This window comes from Caulobacter sp., assembly GCF_039596335.1.
Taxonomy (GTDB): domain Bacteria; phylum Pseudomonadota; class Alphaproteobacteria; order Caulobacterales; family Caulobacteraceae; genus Caulobacter.
In genome coordinates this window covers 423,457-447,438 of the sequence record NZ_JBCNJZ010000005.1, presented here as the reverse complement: position 1 = coordinate 447,438, position 23,982 = coordinate 423,457, and the positions used below count along the sequence as shown (strand labels likewise).

The 23,982-nt window shown below is 67.8% G+C and carries 23 protein-coding genes; 10 read left to right on the top strand and 13 right to left on the bottom strand.

Annotated features, from left to right (window positions below; genetic code table 11):
- Positions 1-191 precede the first annotated feature (191 nt).
- The 6 genes from ABDW31_RS13440 to ABDW31_RS13415 form a co-directional block, all read right to left on the bottom strand.
- Positions 192-1,028, bottom strand: a complete 837-nt coding sequence (locus tag ABDW31_RS13440; RefSeq protein ID WP_343698934.1) for a lytic transglycosylase domain-containing protein — start codon at positions 1,026-1,028, stop codon at positions 192-194.
- 1 nt (position 1,029) lies between these two features.
- The gene (locus ABDW31_RS13435) at positions 1,030-1,542 is read right to left on the bottom strand and encodes a S26 family signal peptidase (protein WP_343698933.1); all 513 of its coding nucleotides are present in this window, start codon (positions 1,540-1,542) and stop codon (positions 1,030-1,032) included.
- Positions 1,539-1,997, bottom strand: coding sequence for a DUF2840 domain-containing protein (locus ABDW31_RS13430; RefSeq protein ID WP_343698932.1), 459 nt, complete (start codon positions 1,995-1,997; stop codon positions 1,539-1,541). Before ABDW31_RS13430 ends, ABDW31_RS13435 begins: the two co-directional genes overlap by 4 nt.
- Positions 1,997-2,287, bottom strand: coding sequence for a helix-turn-helix domain-containing protein (locus ABDW31_RS13425; RefSeq protein WP_343698931.1), 291 nt, complete (start codon positions 2,285-2,287; stop codon positions 1,997-1,999). The genes ABDW31_RS13430 and ABDW31_RS13425 overlap by 1 nt, the downstream gene beginning before the upstream one ends.
- Positions 2,288-2,397: 110 nt before the next feature.
- A complete protein-coding gene (locus tag ABDW31_RS13420) occupies positions 2,398-2,916 on the bottom strand; it encodes a DUF2285 domain-containing protein (RefSeq protein ID WP_343698930.1) in 519 nt (172 codons plus the stop codon).
- A gap of 400 nt (positions 2,917-3,316) precedes the next feature.
- The gene (locus tag ABDW31_RS13415) at positions 3,317-3,652 is read right to left on the bottom strand and encodes a helix-turn-helix transcriptional regulator (RefSeq protein ID WP_343698929.1); all 336 of its coding nucleotides are present in this window, start codon (positions 3,650-3,652) and stop codon (positions 3,317-3,319) included.
- Positions 3,653-3,815: 163 nt separating this feature from the next.
- Here ABDW31_RS13415 and ABDW31_RS13410 point away from each other — a divergent pair, with 163 nt between their 5' ends.
- The 4 genes from ABDW31_RS13410 to ABDW31_RS13395 all read left to right on the top strand — a co-directional run bounded on the left by ABDW31_RS13410 (position 3,816) and on the right by ABDW31_RS13395 (position 10,944).
- A complete protein-coding gene (locus ABDW31_RS13410; RefSeq protein WP_343698928.1) occupies positions 3,816-4,337 on the top strand; it encodes an RNA polymerase sigma factor in 522 nt (173 codons plus the stop codon).
- Entirely contained in the window at positions 4,334-5,326 is a 993-nt protein-coding gene (locus ABDW31_RS13405) for a FecR family protein (RefSeq protein ID WP_343698927.1), read from the top strand. Before ABDW31_RS13410 ends, ABDW31_RS13405 begins: the two co-directional genes overlap by 4 nt.
- 117 nt (positions 5,327-5,443) lie before the next feature.
- A complete protein-coding gene (locus ABDW31_RS13400; RefSeq protein ID WP_343698926.1) occupies positions 5,444-8,491 on the top strand; it encodes a TonB-dependent receptor in 3,048 nt (1,015 codons plus the stop codon).
- 38 nt (positions 8,492-8,529) lie between these two features.
- Entirely contained in the window at positions 8,530-10,944 is a 2,415-nt protein-coding gene (locus tag ABDW31_RS13395) for a prolyl oligopeptidase family serine peptidase (RefSeq protein WP_343698925.1), read from the top strand.
- Here ABDW31_RS13395 and ABDW31_RS13390 read toward each other — a convergent pair.
- The 3 genes from ABDW31_RS13390 to ABDW31_RS13380 all read right to left on the bottom strand — a co-directional run bounded on the left by ABDW31_RS13390 (position 10,863) and on the right by ABDW31_RS13380 (position 14,825).
- Positions 10,863-12,707 (bottom strand): asparagine synthase C-terminal domain-containing protein, encoded by a 1,845-nt coding sequence (locus tag ABDW31_RS13390; RefSeq protein ID WP_343698924.1) that lies wholly within the window; start codon positions 12,705-12,707, stop codon positions 10,863-10,865. The genes ABDW31_RS13395 and ABDW31_RS13390 overlap by 82 nt on opposite strands.
- Position 12,708: 1 nt before the next feature.
- Positions 12,709-13,356, bottom strand: coding sequence for a lasso peptide biosynthesis B2 protein (locus ABDW31_RS13385; RefSeq protein ID WP_343698923.1), 648 nt, complete (start codon positions 13,354-13,356; stop codon positions 12,709-12,711).
- A gap of 881 nt (positions 13,357-14,237) precedes the next feature.
- A complete protein-coding gene (locus ABDW31_RS13380; RefSeq protein ID WP_343698922.1) occupies positions 14,238-14,825 on the bottom strand; it encodes a GntR family transcriptional regulator in 588 nt (195 codons plus the stop codon).
- Between the two features lie 343 nt (positions 14,826-15,168).
- Here ABDW31_RS13380 and ABDW31_RS13375 point away from each other — a divergent pair, with 343 nt between their 5' ends.
- The gene (locus tag ABDW31_RS13375; RefSeq protein WP_343698921.1) at positions 15,169-15,705 is read left to right on the top strand and encodes a helix-turn-helix transcriptional regulator; all 537 of its coding nucleotides are present in this window, start codon (positions 15,169-15,171) and stop codon (positions 15,703-15,705) included.
- Here ABDW31_RS13375 and ABDW31_RS13370 read toward each other — a convergent pair.
- Positions 15,702-16,028 (bottom strand): DUF736 family protein, encoded by a 327-nt coding sequence (locus ABDW31_RS13370; protein ID WP_343698920.1) that lies wholly within the window; start codon positions 16,026-16,028, stop codon positions 15,702-15,704. The two genes, ABDW31_RS13375 and ABDW31_RS13370, sit on opposite strands and share 4 nt — an antisense overlap.
- 386 nt (positions 16,029-16,414) lie before the next feature.
- Positions 16,415-16,735, bottom strand: a complete 321-nt coding sequence (locus ABDW31_RS13365) for a DUF736 domain-containing protein (protein WP_343698919.1) — start codon at positions 16,733-16,735, stop codon at positions 16,415-16,417.
- 438 nt (positions 16,736-17,173) lie between these two features.
- On the opposite strand from ABDW31_RS13365, the gene ABDW31_RS13360 reads away from it, so the two are divergent.
- Positions 17,174-17,362, top strand: coding sequence for a hypothetical protein (locus ABDW31_RS13360; RefSeq protein ID WP_343698918.1), 189 nt, complete (start codon positions 17,174-17,176; stop codon positions 17,360-17,362).
- A 156-nt stretch (positions 17,363-17,518) separates the two neighbouring features.
- The gene (locus tag ABDW31_RS13355; protein ID WP_343698917.1) at positions 17,519-17,935 is read left to right on the top strand and encodes a thermonuclease family protein; all 417 of its coding nucleotides are present in this window, start codon (positions 17,519-17,521) and stop codon (positions 17,933-17,935) included.
- An 11-nt stretch (positions 17,936-17,946) separates the two neighbouring features.
- Here the strand turns inward: ABDW31_RS13355 and ABDW31_RS13350 are convergent, their stop codons facing one another.
- Positions 17,947-18,327 carry a hypothetical protein gene (locus ABDW31_RS13350; protein WP_343698916.1) on the bottom strand — a complete coding sequence of 127 codons (381 nt, stop codon included), beginning with the start codon at positions 18,325-18,327 and terminating at the stop codon, positions 17,947-17,949.
- Positions 18,328-18,410: 83 nt separating this feature from the next.
- Positions 18,411-20,693, bottom strand: a complete 2,283-nt coding sequence (locus tag ABDW31_RS13345; protein WP_343698915.1) for a ParB/RepB/Spo0J family partition protein — start codon at positions 20,691-20,693, stop codon at positions 18,411-18,413.
- A gap of 551 nt (positions 20,694-21,244) precedes the next feature.
- Here ABDW31_RS13345 and ABDW31_RS13340 point away from each other — a divergent pair.
- The 3 genes from ABDW31_RS13340 to ABDW31_RS13330 all read left to right on the top strand — a co-directional run bounded on the left by ABDW31_RS13340 (position 21,245) and on the right by ABDW31_RS13330 (position 23,869).
- Positions 21,245-21,523 (top strand): hypothetical protein, encoded by a 279-nt coding sequence (locus ABDW31_RS13340; protein ID WP_343698914.1) that lies wholly within the window; start codon positions 21,245-21,247, stop codon positions 21,521-21,523.
- Between the two features lie 11 nt (positions 21,524-21,534).
- Positions 21,535-22,791: a DUF6880 family protein gene (locus tag ABDW31_RS13335; protein ID WP_343698913.1), complete on the top strand. Its 1,257-nt coding sequence runs from the start codon at positions 21,535-21,537 to the stop codon at positions 22,789-22,791.
- 319 nt (positions 22,792-23,110) lie between these two features.
- Positions 23,111-23,869 (top strand): Crp/Fnr family transcriptional regulator, encoded by a 759-nt coding sequence (locus tag ABDW31_RS13330; RefSeq protein WP_343698912.1) that lies wholly within the window; start codon positions 23,111-23,113, stop codon positions 23,867-23,869.
- The last annotated feature ends 113 nt before the right edge of the window (positions 23,870-23,982 follow it).

Sequence of the window (23,982 nt, the reverse complement as noted above, 5' to 3'; positions counted from 1 at the left end):
GCGCGATGTGCTGGAGCGCATGGTCGATGGCCACCCCATCAACCGCCTCGACGAGCTGCTGCCTTGGGCCTGGAAGAGCGGAAATCACGTCAACACCTGACCGACGTGCAGCGGCCGGACGCTTACGAGCAGCCAATCAGACCAAACCCGTCCTCTTCCGGCGACTTTCCCCATCATCAGCAAGCCCGGCTTCATCGGCCTGCCTGCGATGTGATCGGAGGAAACAGAGGCTCTTCGAGAGGCCCGGCCTGAACCTTCGAAGCTGCGAGAGCGCCGCTCACGAACAGACCCGAAGCACGCCATCCGACAAAATTGGGCGCGCGGTCGGGCCATTGCACCGACGCCATCCTGCCCACCCTCGCCCGCACGCGCGCGATGTAAGCAATGGTCTCCGGCGGCAGACTTTTTCTGCCGTCGAGGAACGCTTGGTAGCGCGCAGGGCCAGCATTGTAGGCGGCCAGAAACCCATCCTCGCCGTAGCGATCGAACATGCGACGCAGGTAGACAGCCCCGGCCACGAGGTTGTCGCGCTGGTCGAACGGGTCGCTTCCAAGCCCGAGATCTACCCGCAGCTCGCGCCAGGTTGCAGGCATGATCTGCATCATGCCCATCGCCCCCTTGGGCGAGATCGCCTCCGCCGCGCCGCCACTCTCGACCCAAGCGACGGCCCGGATCCAGCTCTCCGGAAGGCCCGATCGGCGCGACGCTTCGGCCACGTGGAGCCCAATCTCGGGCTGTTCGGCCCCAAGAGGCTGCGCCTGAACCGCCTCCGCTCGACCAAAAGCCAGAGAGATCGCCAGCACGCTGGCGACGGCGGACGCGCGCAGAGCACGCGAAATCTTTGCTCTCGACCCGACCACAAGAAGCGTGCGGCAGTGCTCGTCGCCGTCAAGGGAAGCGCGCAAGGCGCGCCGGCCATCCGGCCGCCCTTGACCGCGCCTGCGCGCGACCGCTGACGCGGTCTTGGCCGGGACGAGGAAAGGCGACGCAAGACGGCCGAACAAGGAAAGGAGATTGGGCAGCGTCACTTCAGCGCCCCCATGTCCAGATCGGATAAAGCCGTCCCATCACGGCTTGGCGCGGCAGCGGGCCGAAATATCGACCGTCGAGGCTGTGAGGCGCGTCGCTGTTGAGGAGAAAAACCTCCCCCTCTCCTACTCGCCGACAGCCGCGGATTCCCTGCAACGGTCTGCGTAGACCGTCATGGGTCAGGACCTTGGCGACCGCCTGGCCGTCTATCAGAACGCGACCGTGGTCACCGCAAACGATCTGACCCGTGACGGCGGCCACGCGCTTGATCAGCGGCACGTTCATCGGCAAGTAGCCGCGCATCGCCATCCAGCGCGCCAAAGGCGGCGGCGGACGAACAAGCGCCAGATCACCGACAACTGGCTCTTGGCCGGCAAGCCAGTAGAAGCCCAAGGGCGCGCTGGCCGTCGTATTGAGGACCAAGCGTTTGGTCGGCTGCACCAGGCCGCCAAAGGCCAAGAGCAGGCAGCTAACCCCGCCGGCGAGCAAGTACCGAGACGCGCCGCCGCTCATCGCCCAAGTCTCCGGCGCAGAAGCCAGGCGCGGTGGCGGGCGCGATCGTACGGCCTGGGCGCGAGCCCAACGCCGATCCGAGCGCCGACGTGACGCCAGTAATCCGGCGCGGCCAGGGCCGGCGCCACCCCGATCTTTTCGACACCGTCGACAGCCTCCAGGACTGATTGAACCCTGGCCCAGCCGCTAAGGCTGAGCAGGATTTCAGCGCCCGGCGCGACGCAGGGATAGGTGGTGAACGCCTCGCCCGGCGTGACGGCCCGCAAGATGGCGATGCGGGACTCGACGGTTCCGTACTCGCCCGCCCGCCACCGCACGAACGCGAAGACCGAGCCGGCTGCGAACTCGACGATGCGATTGCGTCGGTCGACGATCCGCTCGGCGGCGACCTTCCCGAAGCGGATCCAGCGCTCGATCTGGCCATCGAGCCAAAGGAGGTCGACCTGGGTGTTCATCACTTGCGGCCATCAGCATGCTGGAGCCGGGATCCCGCTCCAGGTGCCGGCGCGGGTTTGGCGGGCGACACGAACTGCGCGTCCGGATCGGTGGTCGAGCGCCGCGCGCCGCGCTCCGACCACGCCTGGAGGTCCTCCAGCGTGTAGACGACGCGACCACCGATCTTGCGATAGATGGGCCCGGTTCCGTATGACCGGTGCTTCTCCAGCGTGCGGTCGGAGAGCCCCAAGTAGCGCGCGGCTTCAGCGGTTTTCAGGTGCCGCTGCGGATCGGAAGGATTGTTGCTCATGACGTATCCTCGGCGACGCGTGGATAAGTCCGGCGTCGTCTGGATACGCTGAGGCGACAGGAGGCTCAGGGTGGATGACGAAGATGGGGGGCGCCAATTTCGTCACCCCCTCAGAGACCGCCCCGCAAGAGCTTCAAGTAGCCACCCGACATCAGGTCTCGGCCTGCCTTGACCAGGCGGATGGTCGCCGCTCGAACGGAGCTGGTTCGCCAGGCCTCACGCTCGACGGTGACTGCTCCGAAGATCGATTGCGCGATGTCGCGGTAGGTCTCGCCGGTTAAAGCGCCGTCCAGAGCCGTCAGACAGCGGGCCAAGCGCTCGCGATGCGCCGACGTCAAATGAGAAGGCGGCGCGGCCAGGCCCACAACCGCGCGGTTCAACCGCTCGACGGCGCGTACCCGCAGGCCGAAGTCCTGGTCGAAACCCAGCACCACCAGCAGCGGGCCATCGGGCCGCGCGCGGCCGCGATACTGCAACTGAAGCCCTTCGGGTAGGCGGACATGCAGCCCATCATCCGCGCGCCGGCCCGCGCTGCACGGATGCCACGAGCGCCGCCCGGTGCGCACCGCCGACCGATCCTCCTCGAATGGGACCACGAGGCCGGGCGCAGCCTCGGCGCGCCAGATCACCTCCGCCTCCGGTGCCGCAACTGTCGGGTCAGCGCCGAAGCGAAGTCCCCATCGTGGATCAATCTGGACCGGCCGTGTCGCGACCCTGGCATACTCCGCTGCGTAGTCGGCGTTGCGCCGCAAGAACTCCCACGCCAAATCGGGGACACTAAGCGTCAGCCGCGCGCGCCAACCGCCTCCGGCGCCACCACCGGGCGGCCGTCCCGATCCCGCAGGATGCGTGGGCGCTGCCATGGACGCATGGCGCCAGAAGCGTCACCGGCACGCACAGCTTGGCCTTAAAGAACGCGACGCTCAGAGCCTGGAGAACTGTTCATTGCGTGTTTTCACGCAACAGATTGACCGAAGGACGCAACTCTCCAGCGGTGTGTGCGCACGATCAGTGCGCCTACTCCGACAGCTATGCAGAGCGTCTCAGCTTCAGGGCTGCCGCAACGATCTCATCGACGAACTCAAGCTCGTCTGGTCCCAAAGGTGACAGTCGCGAGATAAGTCTGACGAGCGGATCCTCGCGCCCTTCCTTCGCGGCGTACTCACCCAGGCCGAAAAGATCGCGAACCTCAACTTTCAATGCGGCAGCAAACACCGAAAGAGACTCGAACAGCGGCGAAGACTCGCCGCGCTCAATTCGGCCAATGGTAACGGCGGTTCGATCGACCAGGTCGCCAAGATCCTGCTGCGACAGTCCAAGCTGCTCGCGATGGTGTCGCACGAGGTCGCCGAACTGCTCTTCCAAACTCGCCATACGTTTTGGACACCTGCGCCACTTGATGTCGGATGGTCAGGCAGGGCCGAACGGACACACAGATCGTCGAATGTATGATTTCGCCGTTTTCATACTTCCCTTGTTGCTTCGGCCGTAGGAATCTGTGGGGCAATTTCTGGTTGGAATTACCCTCGTGGACGGTTCGCTTCCCCCCACACCGAACTTGGCCGAACTTAACGCTGCGCTGGAACGCCTCTGCCGTCGCCATGACCGCTGGCTGCGCGACAAGCTTCGAAAGCGCTATGGCGCCGTGCTCGCCGACGATCTGACCCAAGACACCTATCTTCGCGCTGCTCCGTATGAGGTTGCCGGCAGGATCCAACATCCGAAGGCGTTCCTCATGGAGATCGCCGACAACCTGGCGCGAGACTGGTTTCGCAAAACCCGGCGCGAAGTCGGACAGGATGAGAGCGCCAAGGCTTTGGCAGAGGCGGCGGAACTCGCGCAGCAGGAGGACGAAATCAACCTTCGTCGAATCGTGCTGGCCCTGCCGTCTAAGTTGCGCGATGTTTTCCTTCTGACCCACGTCGAAGGCCTGTCCTATGCCGATGTCGCGCAGCTCCGGAACATTCCGGTGACAACGGTCCATCATCGTATGCGCGAGGCGCTGGCCCTGACGCGCCAGGCGTTGCGCGAGACGAATCCGCCGTCATGACCGCTGCGCAACCGACGACCGAGCAAAGGGATCTCGAGGCCGCGGACTGGTACGCGCGGATGAGCCGCACGCCGATCGAGACCGAAGAGCTCACGCGGTTCCAGCGCTGGAGCCGCGATCCCGACAATCTGGCCGCGTACAACCAGATCGAAGACATCAGCCGCGCTGTACGACGCATGCGCGACGATCCGGCGATGCGCGCAGCGGCGCGTGAAGCCTTGGAACGGCCGCCAGAAGCGCGCGGGGCCAAATTCGCTGGGGATTGGCGTGTTTGGGGCGGCGGATTGGCGTTCGCCGCTGTGGTTGGCGGGTTCGCCTTGGCGTTCGAGCCATTCTGGGCAGAATCCTACACCACGCGCGTGGGCGAGATTTCCAGCTTACGTCTCGATGACGGCTCGGAAGTTCGCCTGAACACCGACAGCAAGCTGCGCGTCCGCTTTTCGAAAGGCGCTCGGCGGGTCGAGCTTCTACGCGGCCAAGCCTACTTTGAGGTCGCTCATGATACCGCGCGTCCGTTTGTGGTCGCGGCTGGCCCCGCGTCGGTACGCGCGGTCGGAACGCAGTTCGACGTCCGAAAGACTGCCACCCAGGTCCGTGTTGTGCTTGCGCAGGGCCGCGTCGCGATCAACGAGGGAAAGGCTCAGCAGGGCGAATGGACCCTCTCGCCTGGTCAGGGCCTTGTTCTTGGCGCGCAGGCAAGTAAGCCGCACCCGATAGCTGTCGACGTCGCCGCAGCCACCAGCTGGCGCACAGGAACCCTCACGTTCCACAACGAAACTCTGGCCGGCGCGGTCGATGAGCTCAATCGCTACACCAAAATCAAGATCGTTCTGGACGCGTCCGCGCCTCGTCAGCTGGTCGTCAACGGCGCGTTCAAGGCCGGCGACACCGACGAGTTCATCGCGGCGGCCTCGCTGCTCTACGGATTGACGTCGAGACCCCGTCCCAATGGCGACATCGTCCTGAGCGCCGCGGGCGGCGCGTCGTGACGTCATAATTTTTTCATGAGCTAACTACCCGAGCCCCCCTGAGTGCGCGTCCCCTTCTCACCGCTGACGGCAAGAGCGCCTCGCCAAGATGGCGCACGTCAGCCTGGGGGACGGTCAATGGGAAGGTTTCAGGAACTGCTGCTGGGCAGCGCGGCGGCGATGGTGATGACGGCGCCCGCCTGGGCGGGCGATCCGGCTCAGGCGCAGACAAATCTGAAGATCAGCGCGGGTCCTTTAGATGCGGCCATACTCAGCCTCGCCGCTCAATCGCAGGTCCGAATCCTTTTCTCCCGCGATCTCGTAGTCGGCAAGCGCGCGGCCAAGCTCGAAGGGCGCTACAGCGCCTATGAAGCGCTTGATCAGCTCCTCGCTGGCTCGGGCATAGAGGTCGATACGGCAAAGCCGGGCGTGCTGATCCTGCGCGCGACGCGCCTGCCTGTGTCCACGGCTCCGCGTCCTCAGGTGCCCCGTGTTGAGGCTTCACCGCGTCAAGCGCCTGCGGCTGCCGCGCCCCGGATCGAAGCTGCTCAGTCCCCTGACGCCGTCACTGAACTTTCCGAGATCGTGGTCGGCTCGCACATTCGGGGTGTCAAACAGGGGGCTTCGCCGGTCATCGTGCTCGATCGCGCCGAGATCGATCGCGGCGGCTACGCGACCGTGGCTGATGCTCTCACAGCCGTGCCGCAGGCGTTCGGCGGCACCACCAGCGACGACACCGGGACGACGTCTTCGGACCCGACTACCACCAATGGCAATCGCGCCACCGCGATCAACCTGCGGGGCCTGGGCGCCGATGCGACGCTCGTCTTGATCAACGGCCGCCGCATGGCCGGCGCGGGCTTGATGGGCGACTTCGCCGATATTTCGTCGATCCCGCTGGCGGCCGTGGCGCGCATCGAAGTCCTGCTGGACGGGGCCTCAGCGCTCTACGGCTCCGACGCGGTCGGTGGCGTCGTCAATGTGGTGATGCGCGAGCGCTACGAGGGATCGGAGACCCGCGCCCGCATTGGCGGCTCGACGCGCGGCGATCTTGGCCAACGCCAGATCGCCCATACTTTCGGTCGCGGCTGGAGCAACGGCTCGATCCTACTGAGCGGCGAGTATCAACGGCGCAACATGCTGATGGCGTCATCGCGCGCCTACACCGCAGACGCTGACCTGCGATCCCTGGGCGGAACAGACCATCGGCTCTACTTCAGCCAACCGGCCACGATCCTTGGCGTTGATCCCGTAACCTTCGCGTTCACCCCGGCCTACGCCGTGCCGGCGGGACAGGACGGGACGAACCTGCGCCCAAGCGACTTCATTCCTGGGAAGAACCTGGCCAACTGGCGCAAGCCGATGAGCCTTCTGCCGACACAGGAAAGGGGTAGTCTCTATGTCGCCGCGAGCCAGGAGGCCGGCGCGTTCGTGACACTCACGGCAGACGCTCGCTACAGCGACCGCCGCTACTACGACTATTCGATCGCACCCCAGACGACGCTGACGGTGGGCCGCAACAATCCCTACTTCGTTTCGCCCAACGGGTCGGCCAGCCACTACGTGGCCTATTCCTTCCTCAATGAAACGACTGGCTTGAAGAGCGTCGGCGAAGTGCAGAGCCGCGGCCTGTCATTCGGCGCGAAGGTGCGTCTGCCGCACGACTGGCGGCTGGACGCCTACGTGCTGCACGCCGAAGAGCTGGGGACCAGCCGCTACACGACGATGCTCAACTCGACGTTCCTCAACGAGGCGCTGGGCAACACCCCGGACAATCCCGCGACCGCCTACAACGCCCCGCGAGACGGCTATTTCAATCCGTTCATTGGCGCCGGCCGCAACAAGCAGGCGGTCCTGGACTTCGTGACGTCAGGCTGGGAGACGCGTCGCACGGTGGGCCGGTTGGACACCGCCAGCGTGATGGCGGACGGTACGCTGTTTCGCCTGCCGGCCGGCGCGGTGCGTTTAGCCGTCGGCGCACAGCTGCGCGAAGAAAACCTCAAGACGATCGGCCTCTCGGCCGCGTCAAGCGTGACGCCCATACCGAACTTTTCTCGGTACGGCGATCGGACGGTCAGCGCGCTTTTCGCCGAGGGCCGCGTTCCCCTGTTTGGACCCGACAACCGTCGCCCAGGCCTTGAACGGCTCGACCTGTCGATGGCGGTGCGGCGCGAACACTATCAGGGCGGCGCGACCAGCACGGTGCCCAAGCTTGGGCTGCTGTGGTCGCCGGTCTCCGATTGGAGCCTGAAAGCGACCTACGGCGAGTCTTTCCGCGCGCCGTCGCTCGGCGAGATCACCGATCCGCAGCGCGTGACGCCAGTCAATATCAGCGCGGGCGCGAGCGGCACGGTGCTGACCTTGCTTCGCTACGGCGGCAACCCCAACCTGGCGCCCGAGACCGCCAAGTCGTGGACGACCGGGCTCGAATACGCCCCTGCCGCCCTCCCCCAGGTCCGCATCAACGCCACCCTTTGGAACACTGAATTCAAGGGCCGTATCGGCCAGCCGGCGATCAATAATCTGTCGACCGTGCTGACCGCCCCGGACCTCGCGCCCTTTCGGCAGTTCATCAGCCCAGCGACCAATCCGGCCGAACTGGCGCTGGTCAAGGATCTGCTGAAAGGCGCGACCGCTTCGACCGCCTCTCTCTATGCGCCCGAAGCCTACGGCGCGATCGCGGACGCGCGCTATGTCAACACGGGCGACTTCAAAGTGCGCGGCCTTGATCTTACCGGCTCGTACGGGCTGAGCGTTCGGGGCGATCCGCTCGTGATCACCGGCAACCTGTCGTGGCTGATGTCGTATGAGCGCCGGATCACGGCCGTTGCCAAGGGCGTGGAGCTGGCGGGGATGGCCGAATATCCCGCTGACCTGCGCGGGCGTGTATCAGCGACGTGGACCCACGGCGCCTACAACGTCACCACCATCCTCAACCATGTCGGTGACCTCCACACGGCCGCAGGCGTGCGGATCCCGTCTCAGACCACCGCCGACCTCCAGGTCGAGTACAGACCTTCGGCCGTCTCGGGACCTCTCAAGGGCCTTTCGCTCGCGCTGACCGTCCAAAACCTCTTCGACAGCGACCCGCCGTTCTACGACTCCCCAGCCGGCGTCGGGTACGACCCGGCCAACTACGATCCCTCCGGCCGGGTCGTGGCGCTGCAACTGACGAAGGCCTGGTAGGCCCCGCCTCCCACTCCAAAATGATCACGGAGACAACGATGCGAACTTTCGCAGCGCTGACGCTCGCCTGTGCGCTTGGCTTTACGCCCGCCCACGCCGAACGTCTTTTCACGGTCGAAGACCTTCTGAGCCTTGAAGACCTTGGGCGGGTCGCCTTCTCCCCGGACGAGCGATGGCTCGTTCTGGAGCGACAAGGCCCGTTCAAGGACGCGCCCAGCTTCGATCATGAATTCCTTCACCCGCAATCGGTCATGCGGCTGTTGGTTATGGACCTGAAGACAGGTGGCCCGCCAAAGCCGTTGCTACCGACCGATCCGCAGGCCGGCGACACCTTCGGGGCGTTCTCACCGGACGGCTCACGGGTCCTGGTGTTCCGGCTGAAGGATCGGCGGCGCGAACTGGGTGTGGTCACGCTGGCCACCGGCGCGGTCCGCTGGTCGGGCCTTACCGTTGAGCCGGAATACTGGACGGCCACCGCGCGCTGGCGCAGCGACCGCGAGCTCATCGTCATCGACAAGCCGCCTGAGGTCGCCTCGATGCTGCTCGGCGCCGGCTGGCAAACCCAGGATCGCCTCACCGCGGCCTGGGCCGATCACCGGCAGGGGCTCTACACGGGCGTGGTCTTCGGCAGCGGTCGCTATCGCGATCTGACGCCGTCGCCGCCGGCGCTGAACTTGGTCGCCTTCGATGTGGAGACCGGCGCCGTGCGCCCTCTGGCTAATGGCGCCTTCGCCGACATGCTGCTGTCACCGGATGGGGCGACGGCCGCGATGATCGAAGACGCCGAGCTAGTGCAGATCGACGCTTCGGTTCCGAAGGCGTTCGGCGGCCAGCCCGCGCGCTGGCGTCGTCTTGCCCTGGTCGACTTGGCGACTGGCAAGAAGACCCTGCCCTGCCCGCGATGCGACCTGCTGCATCACGCCTGGGCCTGGTCGCCGGACGGCAAGGTCTTGGCCGCTGGCGCGCGCGATGAAGGTCGCTATGGCGCGCCGTTCCGCTACTGGCGCTTCACCCTGGCGGGGTCCGCCAAGGCCCTCTCGCCGGACCTTGTGGTTGAAGAGCCCATGCGAGAGCTGATGGTCCGCCCACAGGGGCAAGTCGCTTGGCTCGGCGGTCACCCGGTTGTCTTGGCCCGACCCAGTTCCGGGAGCCGCACGGACTGGTGGAGCCTCGGGGACAAACCCGTCAACCTGACCGCCAGCCTTGATGCGCCGCTCGGTAGAGCGATGGCGATCGCGCCCGACAGCGTCCTGGTACGGACCGCTTCGGGTGTTTTTCGGGTCACGAGCCAAGGCAAGCCTCGCCTGGTGGCCCCGTCGCAGGCCCGACTGTCTCCGGGCCAGGTCCTGGTCGGGACCCAGCCGTCGTCCTTCCTCGACGCGCGCGGATCGCTATCGCGCCGCCTGGGGATGGACGGTGCGAGTCTGCCAGCCGCCGCCGTCGATCCGGAACAAGACGTCCTGGCCGTGGCGCCGCGCTCTGGCGCCGTCGTCGCAGCGTCCAAGGATCTCCACGGCGTCACGCGTGTGAACTTGCTGCGCTCAACAGCGCCATCAGTCCAGGTCTCGGCGATCAATGAGCCATTGGGCGAGATCGCATTCGCCGAAGCCATCGCCGTGCCGCATACCGGCATCCATGGCGAGGCCCTGACCTCATGGCTCTACCTTCCGCGGGGCCACAAGGCGTCCGATGATCGCGGCCTGGTCATCGTGCCCTACCCCGGGTCGCGCTACGACGCGCCGCCGTTCATCTACAAGCCCGGCGCCCTGCACTTCGAGACCAGCGTCCAGCTGATGGTCGCGAAGGGATATGCGGTCCTGGCGCCCAGCCTGCCCATGGCGATGGACGAACCGCCCGCGCCGCGCCTTGCTGAAGCGATGCTTCTGGCCGTCGACGCCGCCCGGCGTCAGCAGCCAGGCCTTTCGGCGAGCAAGCTGGCGATCTGGGGCAACAGCTATGGCGGCTACGGCGCCCTGCTGGCGGGCTCGGAGTCGGCGCGCTTCAAGGCGTTGATCGCCTCAGCCCCTCTCACCGACCTCTTCGGCGTCCACAACACCCAGAGGCTCAATACCCTGGCGATCCCCGAGATCACCATAAATGTTGGCACCTGGGCCGCCTTCACCGAGGCGGGACAAGGCCGTATGGGCGCGAAACCGCAGGACGCACCCGACCTGTACATAGCCAACAGCCCCCGTTTCCAAGCCGGCAAGATCTCGGCGCCGGTGCTGCTGCTGTTCGGGGATCTCGATTTCGGGATCCACCAGGCTCAGGGAATGTTCTCGGCCCTCTTCCGCGAAGGCAAGGACGCCCAGCTGGTCGTCTATCGCGGCGAACAGCATGTGCCGATCAATCCCGGAAACGTCCGCGATCTCTATCGGCGCGCCTTCGCCTTCCTGGAGGACGCCTTCGGCGGCCCTGAAACCGTCGCAGGCGCGCGCCCCTCAGCGCCCTGACGACGGGCCGCCGCGATCCTCCCCTCCCAATGGCCGATCCAGGCCTCAAGGGTCGCGGCGGCCAAGATCTCGACGGTTGCGTCCTTCCACACCATCGCATCGACTGTGAGCGCCGCATCGAGCCGCTCACGGTCGATCAGCCCCTCGGCCGCCAAGCGCCCATCCAACAGGAACGGCCGCAGAAAGCCGATACTGGCCGCCAGGCTGCGCCCGAAGAAGACGCTGATGTCGCCCTTCGAGCGGCGCTCGATGATCGAAGCCGGCAGCCGATCCGCGAACGCTTCCCGCGCGAAGCTGCGCTCTGTTTCGCCCGCGCTCAGTACTGTTGCGGGTATCGCCAGGCACAGTTCGATCACGGGCTGGCTCAACAGGGGGTGAGCCAAACGCGCCCGCTCGGCCCGTCCTGTCGCCCCATTCAAGGTCAGGCTGGTGACCAGGCCGAGGATTTGGGCTTGCTTGGCCGCCGTGTGACGGGTGGCTTCGACCATCCAGGGATGTTTGCGCTCGGGTTTGGCGCGCTTGAAAATCCCGGACGGCGCGACCAGCGACTCTGGAGACAGACGTCCCGGGCGCCTCTGCAGGGCCTCCAGCCCAAGGCTCCAGACCGACCGACGCGTGCGCCGGGCGACCTCGGCCAGGCGGCGCGCCCGCGAGCCTTCGCAAGGAGCCCCCGACAGGAGATCGGACGCCAGGCTTGCGGCGCCAACCTGCAGGAAGACAACATCGCCCCCATGACCGGTAAAGAGGACATCCGCGCCGGCCTGCTCGAGCGCTTGGGTAAGCGCCGCGTCATAGCCCGGATCAAGGGCGTTGAAGTTGGGCCGCACGGAAGCAGCGCTGCGAGCGAAGGCTTGCGCATCCAAGGCGAACGGATCGCGCCGCACGGTTTCCAGGGGCACGCCGGCCCGTTCCGCGGCCGCCTGGGCGTAGACGCGCTCGTCGGCTTCCGCCTGGTCACGATAGAAATTGATGGCGCGATCGGCGCGCCGGCCCACCGCGGTCAGACCCGTGGCGACGATGGCGCTGTCCAAGCCGCCGGAGATTTCACAGACGATCTTGTCGGCGCCGTTGGCAAGGGTGGCGATCGTGGCGTCGACGCAGGATCGCAGGTCCGCGCGGCTCGGCCACTGGCGCCTGCCGCCCGCAAACTTGGCGGGAGACCAAAGGGTACGTGACTGCCGCCCTTGCGCTCCCCACCGGCAGCTGCCGGGCCCAACGTCGACGATCCCCACTAGGGGAGGCGCGCCACCGCTGCGAGCGGGGTCAGCGAGGACGTCAGCGATCCGCTCCCAATCCAACGCCAGGTCACTCGGCGCGGCGAGTCCTTCGGGGATCGTCGAACCAATCAAGGTGACCCCGTCGCGGCTCCAGAGGAAGGCTTCGACGAAACCGGTCGGATCTCGGAGCACGGTCGGTGGCACGCGCCGGTCGCGCGCAAGCACGGCCACGTAGCCGCCCCACGCTTCCTCGATTAGCCGAGCGCAGACATCCTCGGGATCCTGATCAACAAGCCCGGCCAGATCGGCTGCCGCCAGCGCCACCGAGGGTCCATCGGAGCGGCGGAAGGCCTGACCGATCATGACCCCGCCGAGGCCGGCGGCGCCGTTCAGCGGCGTCACCGGCGGTGCGGCGCCTTGCACCAGGACCGCAAGGGCGAAGGCTTGCGACGCGATCGCCCACCCGCGGGCAACCAGGTCGCCGACCATGGCCGAGAAGACGATGCCAGGCTGACCAGGTTCGTGAACGAGCACCAGATAGGCCATCTCAGCGCACCATGATCGGATGATAGGCCGAGACGCGCTCGGCTTCATCGTCCAGGGCCACATCCCCTGCTTGAAGCCAGCAATGCGCCCGGAACGGCCAGGTGCGGACGCCGAACATCCAGTCGACCCGATGGCCCAGGGTCGTCAGGTAGGTGCGCAGGAGGTGGCTGCGATAGAGGCAAAGGCCATCCAACGGAAGCCAAGGCACGGTGCGTCGAAAGACGACAAGGTCAGCGAGCAGCGCGTCGCTCGGCGAAGGCGCGGGCGCGTGGTGGCCAGGCAGCAGCCGAGCGAAGGGCTGACGGCGGCCTCGCGCGGCTGCCAGCGCCGCCTTTGTCAGCGCGCGGACGTGGCGCAAACCTGGTCGAAGCGCCGGGAGATCACGCCCGGCGATGAGGGCTCGAGCGGTTCGCGCTGGGGTGGCGGGCGGCGGCTGGCGCGGCGGCATTACCAGATCCTGCGTCGCCAGACCCGAGGCGCCCAGGCCATCGGCCAAGGTGGGTTCGGTTGTCGACAGCGCCCCGCCCTGCAGAGACAGCACAGACCCGACGCCCGGAAGACAGAAGTAAGCGTCGGCGCGGACGTCGAGGAAGACGGCGTCGCCGTCGATCATCACGGCGTGGATGTCTTCGCCAAGGCGAAGCTGCATGACGGACCTCGCGGACTGATGAGAAGGATAAAGGGCCGCCGGACGCCCCGGCGACGGCCCGCACGGTCAGATCGGGTCGTACTTGAAGAGCATGTTGTCTTCGAGGAAGAGCGTTCCACCGGCCGACTGGGTCAGGGCAGAAGCCTTGCCCACGCGGGTGAGGACGAACGTGAACGTCATTGGCAAACTCCTTGGTCGAGCTGCCGCAGAAGTTGCGGCCCTCCAAGGAGGCCGCTCCGTTCACCTATATTCAAACCTATATTTCAGACGGCTGCGGAGAACGTCCGCTAGAGGTTGAAACGAAGGTTTGGCGCGATGTCCTCCGGATAAAGGACACCGTGGCTTTGGGTCATCCGACTGGCAGACCCCATGGGGATCAGTTGGTAGGTCTTCGTCATGTGACGTCTCCATTCCGCATCTAAGGAAGTCGGTGTCAGGACATCGCGGGCCGTCGCGGAGGGCGGCCCGCTTCGTCGATCACATCCAGCGGAGGGTGGTGAAGTCCTCCGGCAGAATGGTGCCGTTCCCGGCCTGGGTCAGGGCGTGGGCGCACCCCAGGCTGATCAGTTGGAAGCGCACGGCCATGGCGTGCTCCTTCTTCGAAAGTTGACGAGACCCCTGGCACGGTCACGCGATCGGGCCAGGAACGATGCGGCGCGGGCCGTCTCCGGCGACCCGCGCCGCACCCCGTTCAGAGCGGGGCGTAGCGCGGCGCGCCGACTTCCTCGGGCAGGATCGGCGGGCCGCCGCCCTGGGTCAGCTTCTTGGCGTCCCCGAGACGGATCAGGCGGATGGTGGTGGTCATGGTCGCCTCCTTCTGGCGTTTGTCACCGCGAGTTGCGGTGTCACCATCGGGCGCCTTTGGTTGAGTATAGACAACGCTATATTCGCGGATATCGCAGCAGGCCGTGGGCCAGGATCTCGGCGCTGCGTTCAATGCGCCGGCCGTAGTAGCGACGCACCGCCCGAACGAAGGCTTGGTCGCCATGCCCTTGGGCCACCGCCAGGCGCTCCCCCTCTTCCAACGCGTCGCCGCAGATAGCGGCTTCGTCGGCCGCCAACGGCGCGACTGCCGTCCACACCCGCGCAAAGGCCGTCTGGAAGGCTCGATTTCCGCCGCGCTCGATGATCCGAGCCATTACATCGTGGGCCTCGACGCGATCGGGCAATATGACAGCGCCGGACGGCGTACGCCGATGGGCGGCAAGGACGAGCAGCAGCGCCAACTCGTAGCATTGGGCCAGTTCATCGGCGTCGTAGGCCGCGCCGACATAACCGCTGCGCGTACGGCCGATCAGGCCTTCGCCAGCCAGCCAGGCCAACGCTTCGCGCACGGGCGTCTGGCTGACCCCAAGGTCGGCGGCCAGCAAATTGATCAGGAGCGGCGCGCCCTGCAGAGGGCCGGCAGAAATCAAGCGCTGGCGCAGCGCCTCGATTGTCCGCTCGAACTCATCTCGGTCTCGGCCCAAGCCGAAGCTCCCCAACAAAAGCCCGAAGCGTGGTCGCGCTAGTCGGCCGCGTCGATGGCCCGTGCGCCATCGACGCAGTTTCAGGCGCCGGAAATGGAGGGGTGCGGATCGACCCGCAGGCGGTGAAGCGCCCACGATCGATCGCTGGCGGGTCTAGTGCGCGATCGCTGCGGATTTGCGCGCAAGCGTGATGTTCGGAGCGGCCAAGGGAACAGAAAGTCCCTCGAACACTGGCCAGCCACGCTTCATCCGCGACCTGAGGAGATTTCCTCAATTGCACTGACCCGATAGTGCAGGGCTAATACCGATCTAAAGTTGTCCTGAGCCGTGTGTGGAGTGTGGCATGTCGGGCACGCCGTCGACCCCCTTGGCGCGTCAAGGGCAGCTGCTCAAGCGTATCCTCAAGATGGTCCGTAAGGAGCGTCGTCTGACGCAAGAAGAGGTTGCTGAGAGCATGCGCATGCCGCTCAGGACCTACCAGGAATTCGAGCGCGGCGTCGGGGCGTTGGACCTCAGAAAACTCCGGTTGTTCGCGCGCGCCACGCGGTCCGATCCAGTCGCCCTGCAACTGGCTCTGTTTTTCAAGCGCCCAGAGGTCGCGCTCTACACGCTCGACAGCAAGCTTCCCATGACCTTCTGGGTGGCGTTCTTTGAACTTCTGACCAGGGTGGGGCCCCGGCTGAACATCGTTCCGCCGGGGCTGGTGTTATCGGGCATGCGACGCATGACCGAAGAGATCGACGAGCACTTGGCCCGGCATGCCGCCAGCGCCGAGAGCTTTCTCGAAAAAGCCTGGGCCGATATCTACAGTGACGACATCGAGGATGCTGAGGAAGATGTCGTCGGCGAAGGCGGGGACGATGCCGATAGCGAGCGCTAGCCGGGCGGCGATTTGTCGGCGGGTTGTTCGATGCGCCGGAACCAGACGAACGGCAGCACCCCGTCCTCGGCGGCCATGATCCTCCCACTCAACGGCTCGGGCCAGGTCGGATCATCGATCTTCAGGCTCAGCACCGCGCCGCTGGTGTCATTGACCCGCCAGCCGGCGCCGCATTCGCGCTCTCCCGACCAGGCGATGAAATCCGGCGCCTTGGACGAGAACTTCTCGGCCGGCGTCAGGGTGATCAGGGCGTCGCTGGCGAAGGTGTCCAGCTTGCCGGTGAAGCCGTCGCCGTCGCGACGGAAGTATCCGATCGTCATCATGGGGCTCTCCTTTGAGCGCTGTCGTGGCCCCCGCCCGAAGGACGCCGGCGCCCGACCGGCGGCGGCTCGAGAGACCAGCTGGGGGGAGTTGAGCTGGTCGGTCGAGCCGCCGCCTCGCCGCGCTCCGGGGGGACGAGCGCGCGGCGATGGCGCGGGGGCGATGGGGACGCCTGGGCGGGCGGTTGGGGGCGTCCTCGCGTGTCCCGCAACACCCTTGTGAGCCGGCCGAACGGGCGTCTCAAGACGCCCAGAGGGTCGATCGTAGAAAGACAGGCCGTGGCGTGGAAAAGGCGGCGCCGCTGCCGGCCTGGGCTGATCAGAACCGTCTCTGAAGCCCCTGGCGCGCCGCGCCCGCCCCGCCGGATCGGCGGGGCGGGCTGGCCGCCTTAGTCTTCCTTGGGACCGGTGCTGCGCGACCAGACCAGGGTGTGGACCTTGTCGACGACCACCAGGGCGGCGTTGATCGCCGCGCCGAACGAGGGGTCGTCCAGCTTGACCGACAGGTACTCGTTGTTGTCCTTGCTGGTCTTCTGCCAGGCGGCCCCGAGGTTGGCGGCGCCGGCGGTGATGCGGAAGTCGGGGCTCTTGTCGCTGGGCTTTTCGGCGACCGGGCGGATCTGAACCTTCTTGAGGTTGATGGCCAGGGTGTGGATTTCGCCCGTGAACGAGCCGTCAGCGTTGGCGGTGAAGGTGCCGATGGTGGACATGGTGGTCTCTCCGATCTGATCCGGGCCGCGCCGATCGCGGCCTCGATGGCGATCGTTGGACCGGGGTCGAAGTCCGCCCTGCAGAGCGCGCCCTGCCCCCGAAATTGCAGGTTTGGGGGCGCGCTCCCGGAGCTTTGCGGAGGACCGAAGGCTCTTGAGTTTCTTGTCTCGCGAGGAATGGGGCGCTTAGCGCCCCAGGGGAAGAAAGGAGGAAGCCGAGGTTGCGGGGATGGACCGATCCCCGGTCAGATCAGGCCAGAAGAGGACGCGGTCGACGCGCCCGGCTCAGATCTCCACGGAGAGACCACCTGTCCGCCTCGGCGCCAAAGCCGCCAACCCTGACGGCGGGTTCACGGGCGAGATCCGCGCCCTGGCGATCGACCTCTCAGGTTCCGAGCCGCCCCGTCGCCGACAAGCCCAGCGACAAGAGCCCGCGCCTTGCGCAGCACCTCTGGCGCCGCCGACCTTAAGGCCGTCTGGCAGAAGACCAGCGAGGGCGGCAACCAGGCGCTGCTGATCGCGCTGGGCGGCCCCGGTCTCGGCGCGGCGATCAACGCCGCCCTGGTGGTCGTCGACGAGGCCCTCGCCCTGGCCTGGTCATGCGGCGCCGGTTCCAAGGAAGACTAAGGCGGCCAGCCCGCCCCGCCGATCCGGCGGCGGGCGCGGCGCGCCGCCGCCTTCGCAACCGGTTTCGAAAAGCCCAGGGCGTCGGCGGCGCCGCCGTTTGCACGCCACGGCCAGAGCGCCGCTGGCGGGCGGCGCGACGCAGGCTATAGGCAGCTGATGGCAGCCCTTCTCCTGGCCGGCGCGATCATCGCCTGCACCGCGCCCACCGTGCATGACGGCGACACCCTGCGCTGCGGCAAGACCTACACCCGTCTGTACGGCGTGGACGCGCCGGACGTGAAGCGCGGCAAGAGGCCGGCCGAGCCCTTGGCCTACGAGGCGCGCGACCTGTTGCTTAGCCTGACCCGTGAGCGAGTCGGGTGCCGGGTGGTGGAACAAGACCGCTACGGTCGGCAGGTGGCCAAGTGCTGGTCAACGGCCAGCCGCGATCTCAACGCCGCGATGATCCGCTCGGGCCTGGCCACCGAATGGCGGCGCTACAGCAAGGGCGCCTACACCGCCGCGCAGGACGAGGCGCGCCTTGCCCAGCGTGGGACCTGGGCGCCAGGCGCGATCCCGCGCCCGGCCCGCTAGGCCCGTGGGCGTCAGGCCTTGGCGTCCTCGCGGCTTTTGAGGTCTTCGAACGAGTCGGGGTCTTCGCCCATCGCCAAGGCTTCGGCGCGCGTCCAGACGCGGGTCTCACGGCCCTTGGCGACCTTGACCTGAATGCCGCGCGTGCGGATGCCCCGCCCCAGCGAGGTGCAGCAGGATGGAATTCTGGCGCCGATCCAATCATCCCGGTCAAAGGTGATCAGGCCAGGCCGCTCGCCCGCCTCGCCGGTCTTCTCGAACGCGGCTTGCATCTCCTCGAGGATGCGGTCGATCTGATCCTGGGTCATCGGGCGGCGATAGGTCGATTCCGCTCGGTCTCGACCGCCCATCCGGCGCGCGGCGCCGACGCTCCACAGGAAACCGGCGATGGCCAAACGAAAGCGGCCGATCCCAAAGGATCGGCCGCGCCGGTCTTGCCGGAAAGAAGACGGGCGGCCTTTGGCCGCCCGTCCCTCCCCTACTCGGCCGCTTCCAGCAAAGCTGCGACCTCTGCCTCGTCCGCTGCGGACTGCTCGGGCTCGACGCCGCCCAAGACCGCGTCCACGTCGGGCGCGACGTCCTCCTCGGCGTCCTGCGCCGCGCCGTCCGACACCTCGGACGCCCCCGACGCTTCGGGCGCTTCGGGCGCTTCAGGCGCGTCAGCCCCCTCGGAGGCCTCAGGCTCCGAGGCCGGGGCTTGATCGGCGGTCGGGCCATTGCCTTCGCCGGGCTCGTCCGCGCGCGCGCTGACGGTGCGCAGCACCGGCGGCAGCCATCCCGCCTCGACCAGCAGGGGCTCGGCCGCTTCGACCATCTGCGGCTTCTTGAGCCCCGACAGGCGCCCAGCCGCCTGCGCCGACACGCCATCGCTGACCGCCGCCGCGATCTGGGCCTTGGTCACGCGGTCCAGATAGCGGACGGCGGTGGGCTTCCAGTAGGCGCGCATGTCCAGGTCGAGCGCCGTGGCCAGGGTCTCGACATGGGCCAGGATCGAGCGCTCGCGGCGCTCCCAGGACCCCAAGCCATCGACCGTCAGGCTCACGCAGTGGGCCAGCAGACAGGCGCGGCTGTCACCGTCCAGGCCCACAACGAAGTCCCAGATGTCCTCGGGCTTGCTGGGGACTTGGCGCGCCCAGTGGCTGTGGCGCTCGGCGATGGAGAGGCCCGCCGGGCTCTCCTCGATGCCTTCCCCGAAGCCATTGAGGTTGCGAGACCCCCAACGGATGTCGAGGCAGGTCGCCGAAACCCCCATCGCGAAGACGCGGCTGACCAGGGCGTGGACCAGGGCGAGCTGGGCCAGGTCGGGGTTCTGGGCCAGGGCGTCGCGCAAGGCGGCGGTGCGGTGAGCGGTGAGTTCGGCGATCACCCGGTCGGGGAGCGGCGCGCTCGCGTCCTCGGCCGGTTCGTCGGCGTCCTCGGCTTCGGCGCCGGTCTCCTCTTCGCCGCCGTCCTCACGCTGGCCGTCTTCGGCCTCGCCCAGGAACCCGCCGGGCTCGTCGGCGCCCTCCTGCCCGTAGCCGGTCTCGTCGTCCGGTACGGGGGCGAGTTCGTCCTCGGGGCGGACAAAGCCCCGGTCGATCCGCAGATCGCCATACGGCAGCAGCACGACCATGACCCCGGCGCGCGCCTTTTCCTCAGCGGTGTGACCGTAGGTCTGGCCCAAGTCCTCCAGCTCGCCCTCGATGGCCTCGAAGCGGGCGGCGATCTCAGGGGGCAGCGGCTCGACGTCGGCCCATTGATCGGTCAGGGCCGCTGCTTCGGCTTGAAGGGCGTTGATGGCCTCGACCGCCTCGGGACCCTGGACCAACTCGTGTTCCCATATGCGCGAGAACCCGTGGGCGAGCGGGATTTCGAGGTGGGCGCTGGCCCACTTCCAGCCCTCGCGGTCCCGGGTTTCCTCGGCGATGGCGGCGAGCTTCTCGGCGACGAGACGGTCGAGCAGGACCACGTCCTCGACATAGCCGCCGCCGTCATCGGTGAAGAGGTCGCGCAGCACCGGCCCGCCCGCCGCGACGTACGCGTCCAAACCCAGGAACTGGACCCGGCGGTCGTCCGCCGCGACTTTCATCTCGGTCATGGCCCGACGGATGGCGTAGGGCTGGCGGTTGCCCGCCTGAAGCTGCCCGTAAACCTGCATCTGTCGCGCCGGGTCCGGATTGACCGCGAAGGCCTCGATCTGGGCGAGCGTCAGCGTCTCTTCGCGATAGAGGTCGAGCAGTTCGGGCGCGACCGCCCCCAGACGCAGCCGCTGGCGGACGAGTTCTGGCTTGACGCCGTGGCGGGCGGCGATCTCCTCGGCCCCGTAGCCCTTGCGCTCGGCCATGTCCTTGAAGGCTTCGAATTCGTCCGCAGGATGAAGCCGTTCGCGGGCAAAGTTCTCTTCAAGGGAGACCTCAGCGGGGTCGTTGACCGTATCGACCACGCAGCGCACCGGCGCCCCCTTGGCCAGCGCCTTGCGCTTGGCCAGCAGCCGCAGGGCTTGGCGGCGACCTTCGCCCGCGCTGACGAGGTAGTAGCCGGTCTCGCGCCCGTCCTTGATCTCGGGTTCGACGACGAGCGGCTGCAGGACGCCCTTGTAGGTGATCGAGGCCGCGCGGGACTCGATCACCTCGGCGCTGTGGCCGACGCGGCGGACGTTCTTGGGCGAGGCCTTGAGCCGGTTGAGGGGGATATCCCGGACCTCGCCGTACTGAACGACGATCTGTCCGGGGCTGGCGACCGACGCGTCAGCGACGGTCGCGGGGGTTTCTTGGGGGGTCATGTCTGCCTCCTTGGGCAAGGGTTGCAGGCACGCGGAAGGCGCGCCTGAAACCCTGCCAAGCGGCGAGCGCGGGGGTGCAAACGGAGGGGCGTCTTCGCGGGGACCCGCCTGCAGGGCGCGCCCTAGCGACGGCCGATCCCTGTCGCCAGGACCGAAGGTGGGCGGAAGACGATCCGAAGTGCGCCGGGGGCGGAGCCCTAAGCCCGCGGCCGCGGCAGCGGCCGGAAAAACAATCCCTTTGGGGTGCGTGGCGGCCCGCGTTGGCGAAAACGAGCGTCGTGGCCGCCGACCCCGGCCTACCCGAACCTCGCGCGCCATGCTCGCCCAAGACGCCCTGGGCGCGCTCAGACCTCGGGATCGGCCTTCGCAGAGATGGGCCCTCCGACGCGACCTTGGCGGCGTCATCCTCTCGGCGCGAGCCTTCGCAGAGATGGACCCTCGCCGCCCGATCGACCCGTCATCCGATCGCTGGCGGATCGACCCGGGCGTCCGGGTCGTTGTCCTGACAGCCGGCCCGCCAAGGCCGGCCGCTAGAGGATCGCTTGACCCGCATGACCACACCCGCCCCGGGCCCCTTCGAGCGCGACATCGCGCGTCTGGCCGAACTGCTCGGCGGCCGGCGCGAGCACGCCCGGTTCCTGTTCGACGACCTGGCCAGCGAGGCGGCCGCCACGGCCCGTCGCCATGGCGTCCCATTTTGCCGAGCCCTGCGGGCCGCGCTCACCGCCTTCCAGATCGACTTTGTCCAGTCGCGCGACGCGGCCATCGCCCATACCGCCGCATGCGCGCGTCTGGAGGTCTTCGCCCTGTTGTCGGGCAGTAGGGACTAGCGCCTGCCGCCATGGCCAAGCCAAGCCTCGCCAGCCAGAAGAAGGTCACCGCCGCCAACCTCGCCGGCCTTGGCGCCGAGCGCCTGGCGCAGATCCTGGTCGAGGTCGCGCAGACCCGCACCGATCTGAAGCGGCGCCTGCGCATGGAGCTGGCGGCCGGCTTGGGGGCGAGCCATCTCGTCCCCGAGATCGACCGGCGGCTGGGCGCGGTCGAGACCAGCCGCGGCCAGGTCACCTGGCGCCAGAAGCCGGCGTTCCTGCGCGACCTGGACGCCTTGCGCGGGCTGATCGCCGAGCGCCTGGGCGCAGAGGCGCCCGATGCGGCCGTGGAGCGGCTGTGGCGCTTCCTGGCCACCTACGCGCAAACCGGCCGGCGGCTGCGCGAGCGCGATGAGGCCTTCGAGACGGTGTATCAGGCCGCCGCGGCCGATCTGGGCGCCCGCCTGGCCGCACACGATCCACACCTGGCGGCCAATGCCTTGGTCGAGGCCGCGGCGCAGGCCCCGCAGGCCTGGGCGGTGTGGGCGCCAGGGGCCTTGTCCCCGTTGGCCCCGGAGACGGCGGCGATCGCGCTAAGCCGGGCCCGGGCGCGCGCGCTCAGCGCCCCAGGCTGGATGGTGTTCATCCGGCATCTGGCCGACGCGGCCGGCGACGTCACCGCCTATGCCGACACTTTCGCCCCAGGGGCTCGCGCCACGCCGCCCGTCGCCGTGGCCTTGGCGCGCCGCTGGCTGGCGGCCGGGCACCTCGTGCAAGCCGGCGCGGCCCTGCGCCTGGCCGCACCCAAGCCCAAGGGGATCCTGGGCCGCCTGGCCGCGCCGGATTTCGACTGGGAAAGCGCCTGGATCGACTATCTCGACGCCAGCGGCGATCATGACGGCGCCCAGGCGATACGCTGGGCCTCCTTCCAGAGGACGCTGGAGGTGTCGCGCGCCAAGGCCTATGTCGCCGGGTTCTCCGACTTCGACGATGTCGAGGCCGAGGGCCGCGTCCTGACCCTGGCCGGCGCCCATGCCGATGTCGAGAAGGGCCTGGCCGTGCTGATGGCCTGGCCGGCCCTGGCCGAGGCCAGCGCCATGATCCTGGCGCGCGGCCAGGAGGCGCGGATCGATCCTGAGTTGGCCGAGGCCTGGGCGGGCAAGTTGCGCCGGCGCTTCCCGCAGGCGGCCCACCGGCTGCTGCGCCGCGGCGCGGCCCTGGCCTTCCAGCGCGGCGCCCTGAAGGTCTCGCAGCGGCTCACCGAAGAGGCCGAGACCATCCCGGTCTAGCCGCCGCCGCGGGCTCTTGTGGGGTCGACGTGGCCACGTCCTCAGACAGGTACCCGCCGACCAGCTCGGCAAACCCGCCTTGGACCGGGCGACGATGATAATCATGCCAAGGAGTCGCGTAGACGCACGGCGAATTCATCGGCGTCTCCAAGAGCCTGCTCGCCCCGGACAATAGCGCGAGTGCTGCGTGGGGGCTGAACACTTGACGGCGACCTGAAGTAGCCGATGACGGCGACCTAACGGCGTGGCGGCCGAGCGATCGCGCCAAAGCATAACCTAGGATAATGCGCGGGCTTGGGTTCTTGGCAATCGGGGACCTATGGATGAGCAAGCAGCGGGGCGCGCCGTCGCGCCCGGGGCGCCGAAGGGACGCCAGGATGAAGTCTTTGATCTCAACGACACCGAGCGCGCGGCGCTGGCGGCGATCCTGGGCCCGGTCCAGCGCTTGCCCCGCGACCATGTCCTCAAGCGCGACGGAGAGGAACCGACCCACCTTTTCCAACTCGTCGACGGTTGGTTGGCCTCGTCCATCACCGTGGCGTCCGGCCGCCAGCAGACGGTCAAGATCCATTTGCCTGGAGACATGCTGGGCGCGCCGAGCCTTTGCGTCACCCGCACGGCCGAGTGCCTGACGGCCATCACCCCGATCGTGGTGCGGCCGATGTCGCGCGGCGACCTGATGGGCGTGTTGGCGCGGTTTCCGCGGATCGCGGCGGGGCAGTTCCTGAGCGCGCAGCGAGAGCGCGTGACCCTGATGGAAGCGTTGGCGCTGATGGGCCAGACCGACGGCTCGGCGCGCATCGCGGGCATGCTGGTCGACCTCTTCGACCGTTTGACCGTCCTGGGCCAGGTGAAGCAGGGCGCCATGCCGTTCCCGCTGACCCAGGGCCAGGTCGGCGACCTGGTGGGCTTGAGCCCCGTCCACGTCAGCCGAAAGCTCGGCGCGATGGAGCGGGCGGGTCTCATCGCCCGCGGCGTTCGCACAATGAGCCTCTTGGACATCCGGCGACTGCGATCGATGACCGGCCTGCCCCAGCATGCCTTCGTGCGCGATCCGGAGTGGATCAACTTCGCCTGATCCCGTGCGGCGCGGCGACCTGGCCGCCAGGGCCAGGGGTCCGCGCGCGCTAAACAGCCAAACCCCAGCGCGCCGGCCCACTCGCCGGTCCGGCGCACGCACTGCTTGGTCGC

Excerpts from the sequence above, each read along its gene's own strand:
- ABDW31_RS13365 (WP_343698919.1), bottom strand. The coding sequence starts at position 16,735 with ATGTCCACCATCGGCACCTTCACCGCCAACGCTGACGGCTCGTTCACG.
- ABDW31_RS13370 (WP_343698920.1), bottom strand. The coding sequence starts at position 16,028 with ATGATGACGATCGGATACTTCCGTCGCGACGGCGACGGCTTCACCGGC.
- ABDW31_RS13330 (WP_343698912.1), top strand. The coding sequence starts at position 23,111 with ATGGATGAGCAAGCAGCGGGGCGCGCCGTCGCGCCCGGGGCGCCGAAG.
- ABDW31_RS13345 (WP_343698915.1), bottom strand. The coding sequence starts at position 20,693 with ATGACCCCCCAAGAAACCCCCGCGACCGTCGCTGACGCGTCGGTCGCC.
- ABDW31_RS13400 (WP_343698926.1), top strand. The coding sequence starts at position 5,444 with ATGGGAAGGTTTCAGGAACTGCTGCTGGGCAGCGCGGCGGCGATGGTG.
- ABDW31_RS13390 (WP_343698924.1), bottom strand. The coding sequence starts at position 12,707 with ATGGCCTATCTGGTGCTCGTTCACGAACCTGGTCAGCCTGGCATCGTC.
- ABDW31_RS13385 (WP_343698923.1), bottom strand. The coding sequence starts at position 13,356 with ATGCAGCTTCGCCTTGGCGAAGACATCCACGCCGTGATGATCGACGGC.
- ABDW31_RS13405 (WP_343698927.1), top strand. The coding sequence starts at position 4,334 with ATGACCGCTGCGCAACCGACGACCGAGCAAAGGGATCTCGAGGCCGCG.
- ABDW31_RS13340 (WP_343698914.1), top strand. The coding sequence starts at position 21,245 with ATGACCACACCCGCCCCGGGCCCCTTCGAGCGCGACATCGCGCGTCTG.
- ABDW31_RS13355 (WP_343698917.1), top strand. The coding sequence starts at position 17,519 with ATGGCAGCCCTTCTCCTGGCCGGCGCGATCATCGCCTGCACCGCGCCC.
- ABDW31_RS13435 (WP_343698933.1), bottom strand. The coding sequence starts at position 1,542 with ATGAGCGGCGGCGCGTCTCGGTACTTGCTCGCCGGCGGGGTTAGCTGC.
- ABDW31_RS13375 (WP_343698921.1), top strand. The coding sequence starts at position 15,169 with ATGTCGGGCACGCCGTCGACCCCCTTGGCGCGTCAAGGGCAGCTGCTC.
- ABDW31_RS13430 (WP_343698932.1), bottom strand. The coding sequence starts at position 1,997 with ATGAACACCCAGGTCGACCTCCTTTGGCTCGATGGCCAGATCGAGCGC.
- ABDW31_RS13425 (WP_343698931.1), bottom strand. The coding sequence starts at position 2,287 with ATGAGCAACAATCCTTCCGATCCGCAGCGGCACCTGAAAACCGCTGAA.
- ABDW31_RS13335 (WP_343698913.1), top strand. The coding sequence starts at position 21,535 with ATGGCCAAGCCAAGCCTCGCCAGCCAGAAGAAGGTCACCGCCGCCAAC.
- ABDW31_RS13395 (WP_343698925.1), top strand. The coding sequence starts at position 8,530 with ATGCGAACTTTCGCAGCGCTGACGCTCGCCTGTGCGCTTGGCTTTACG.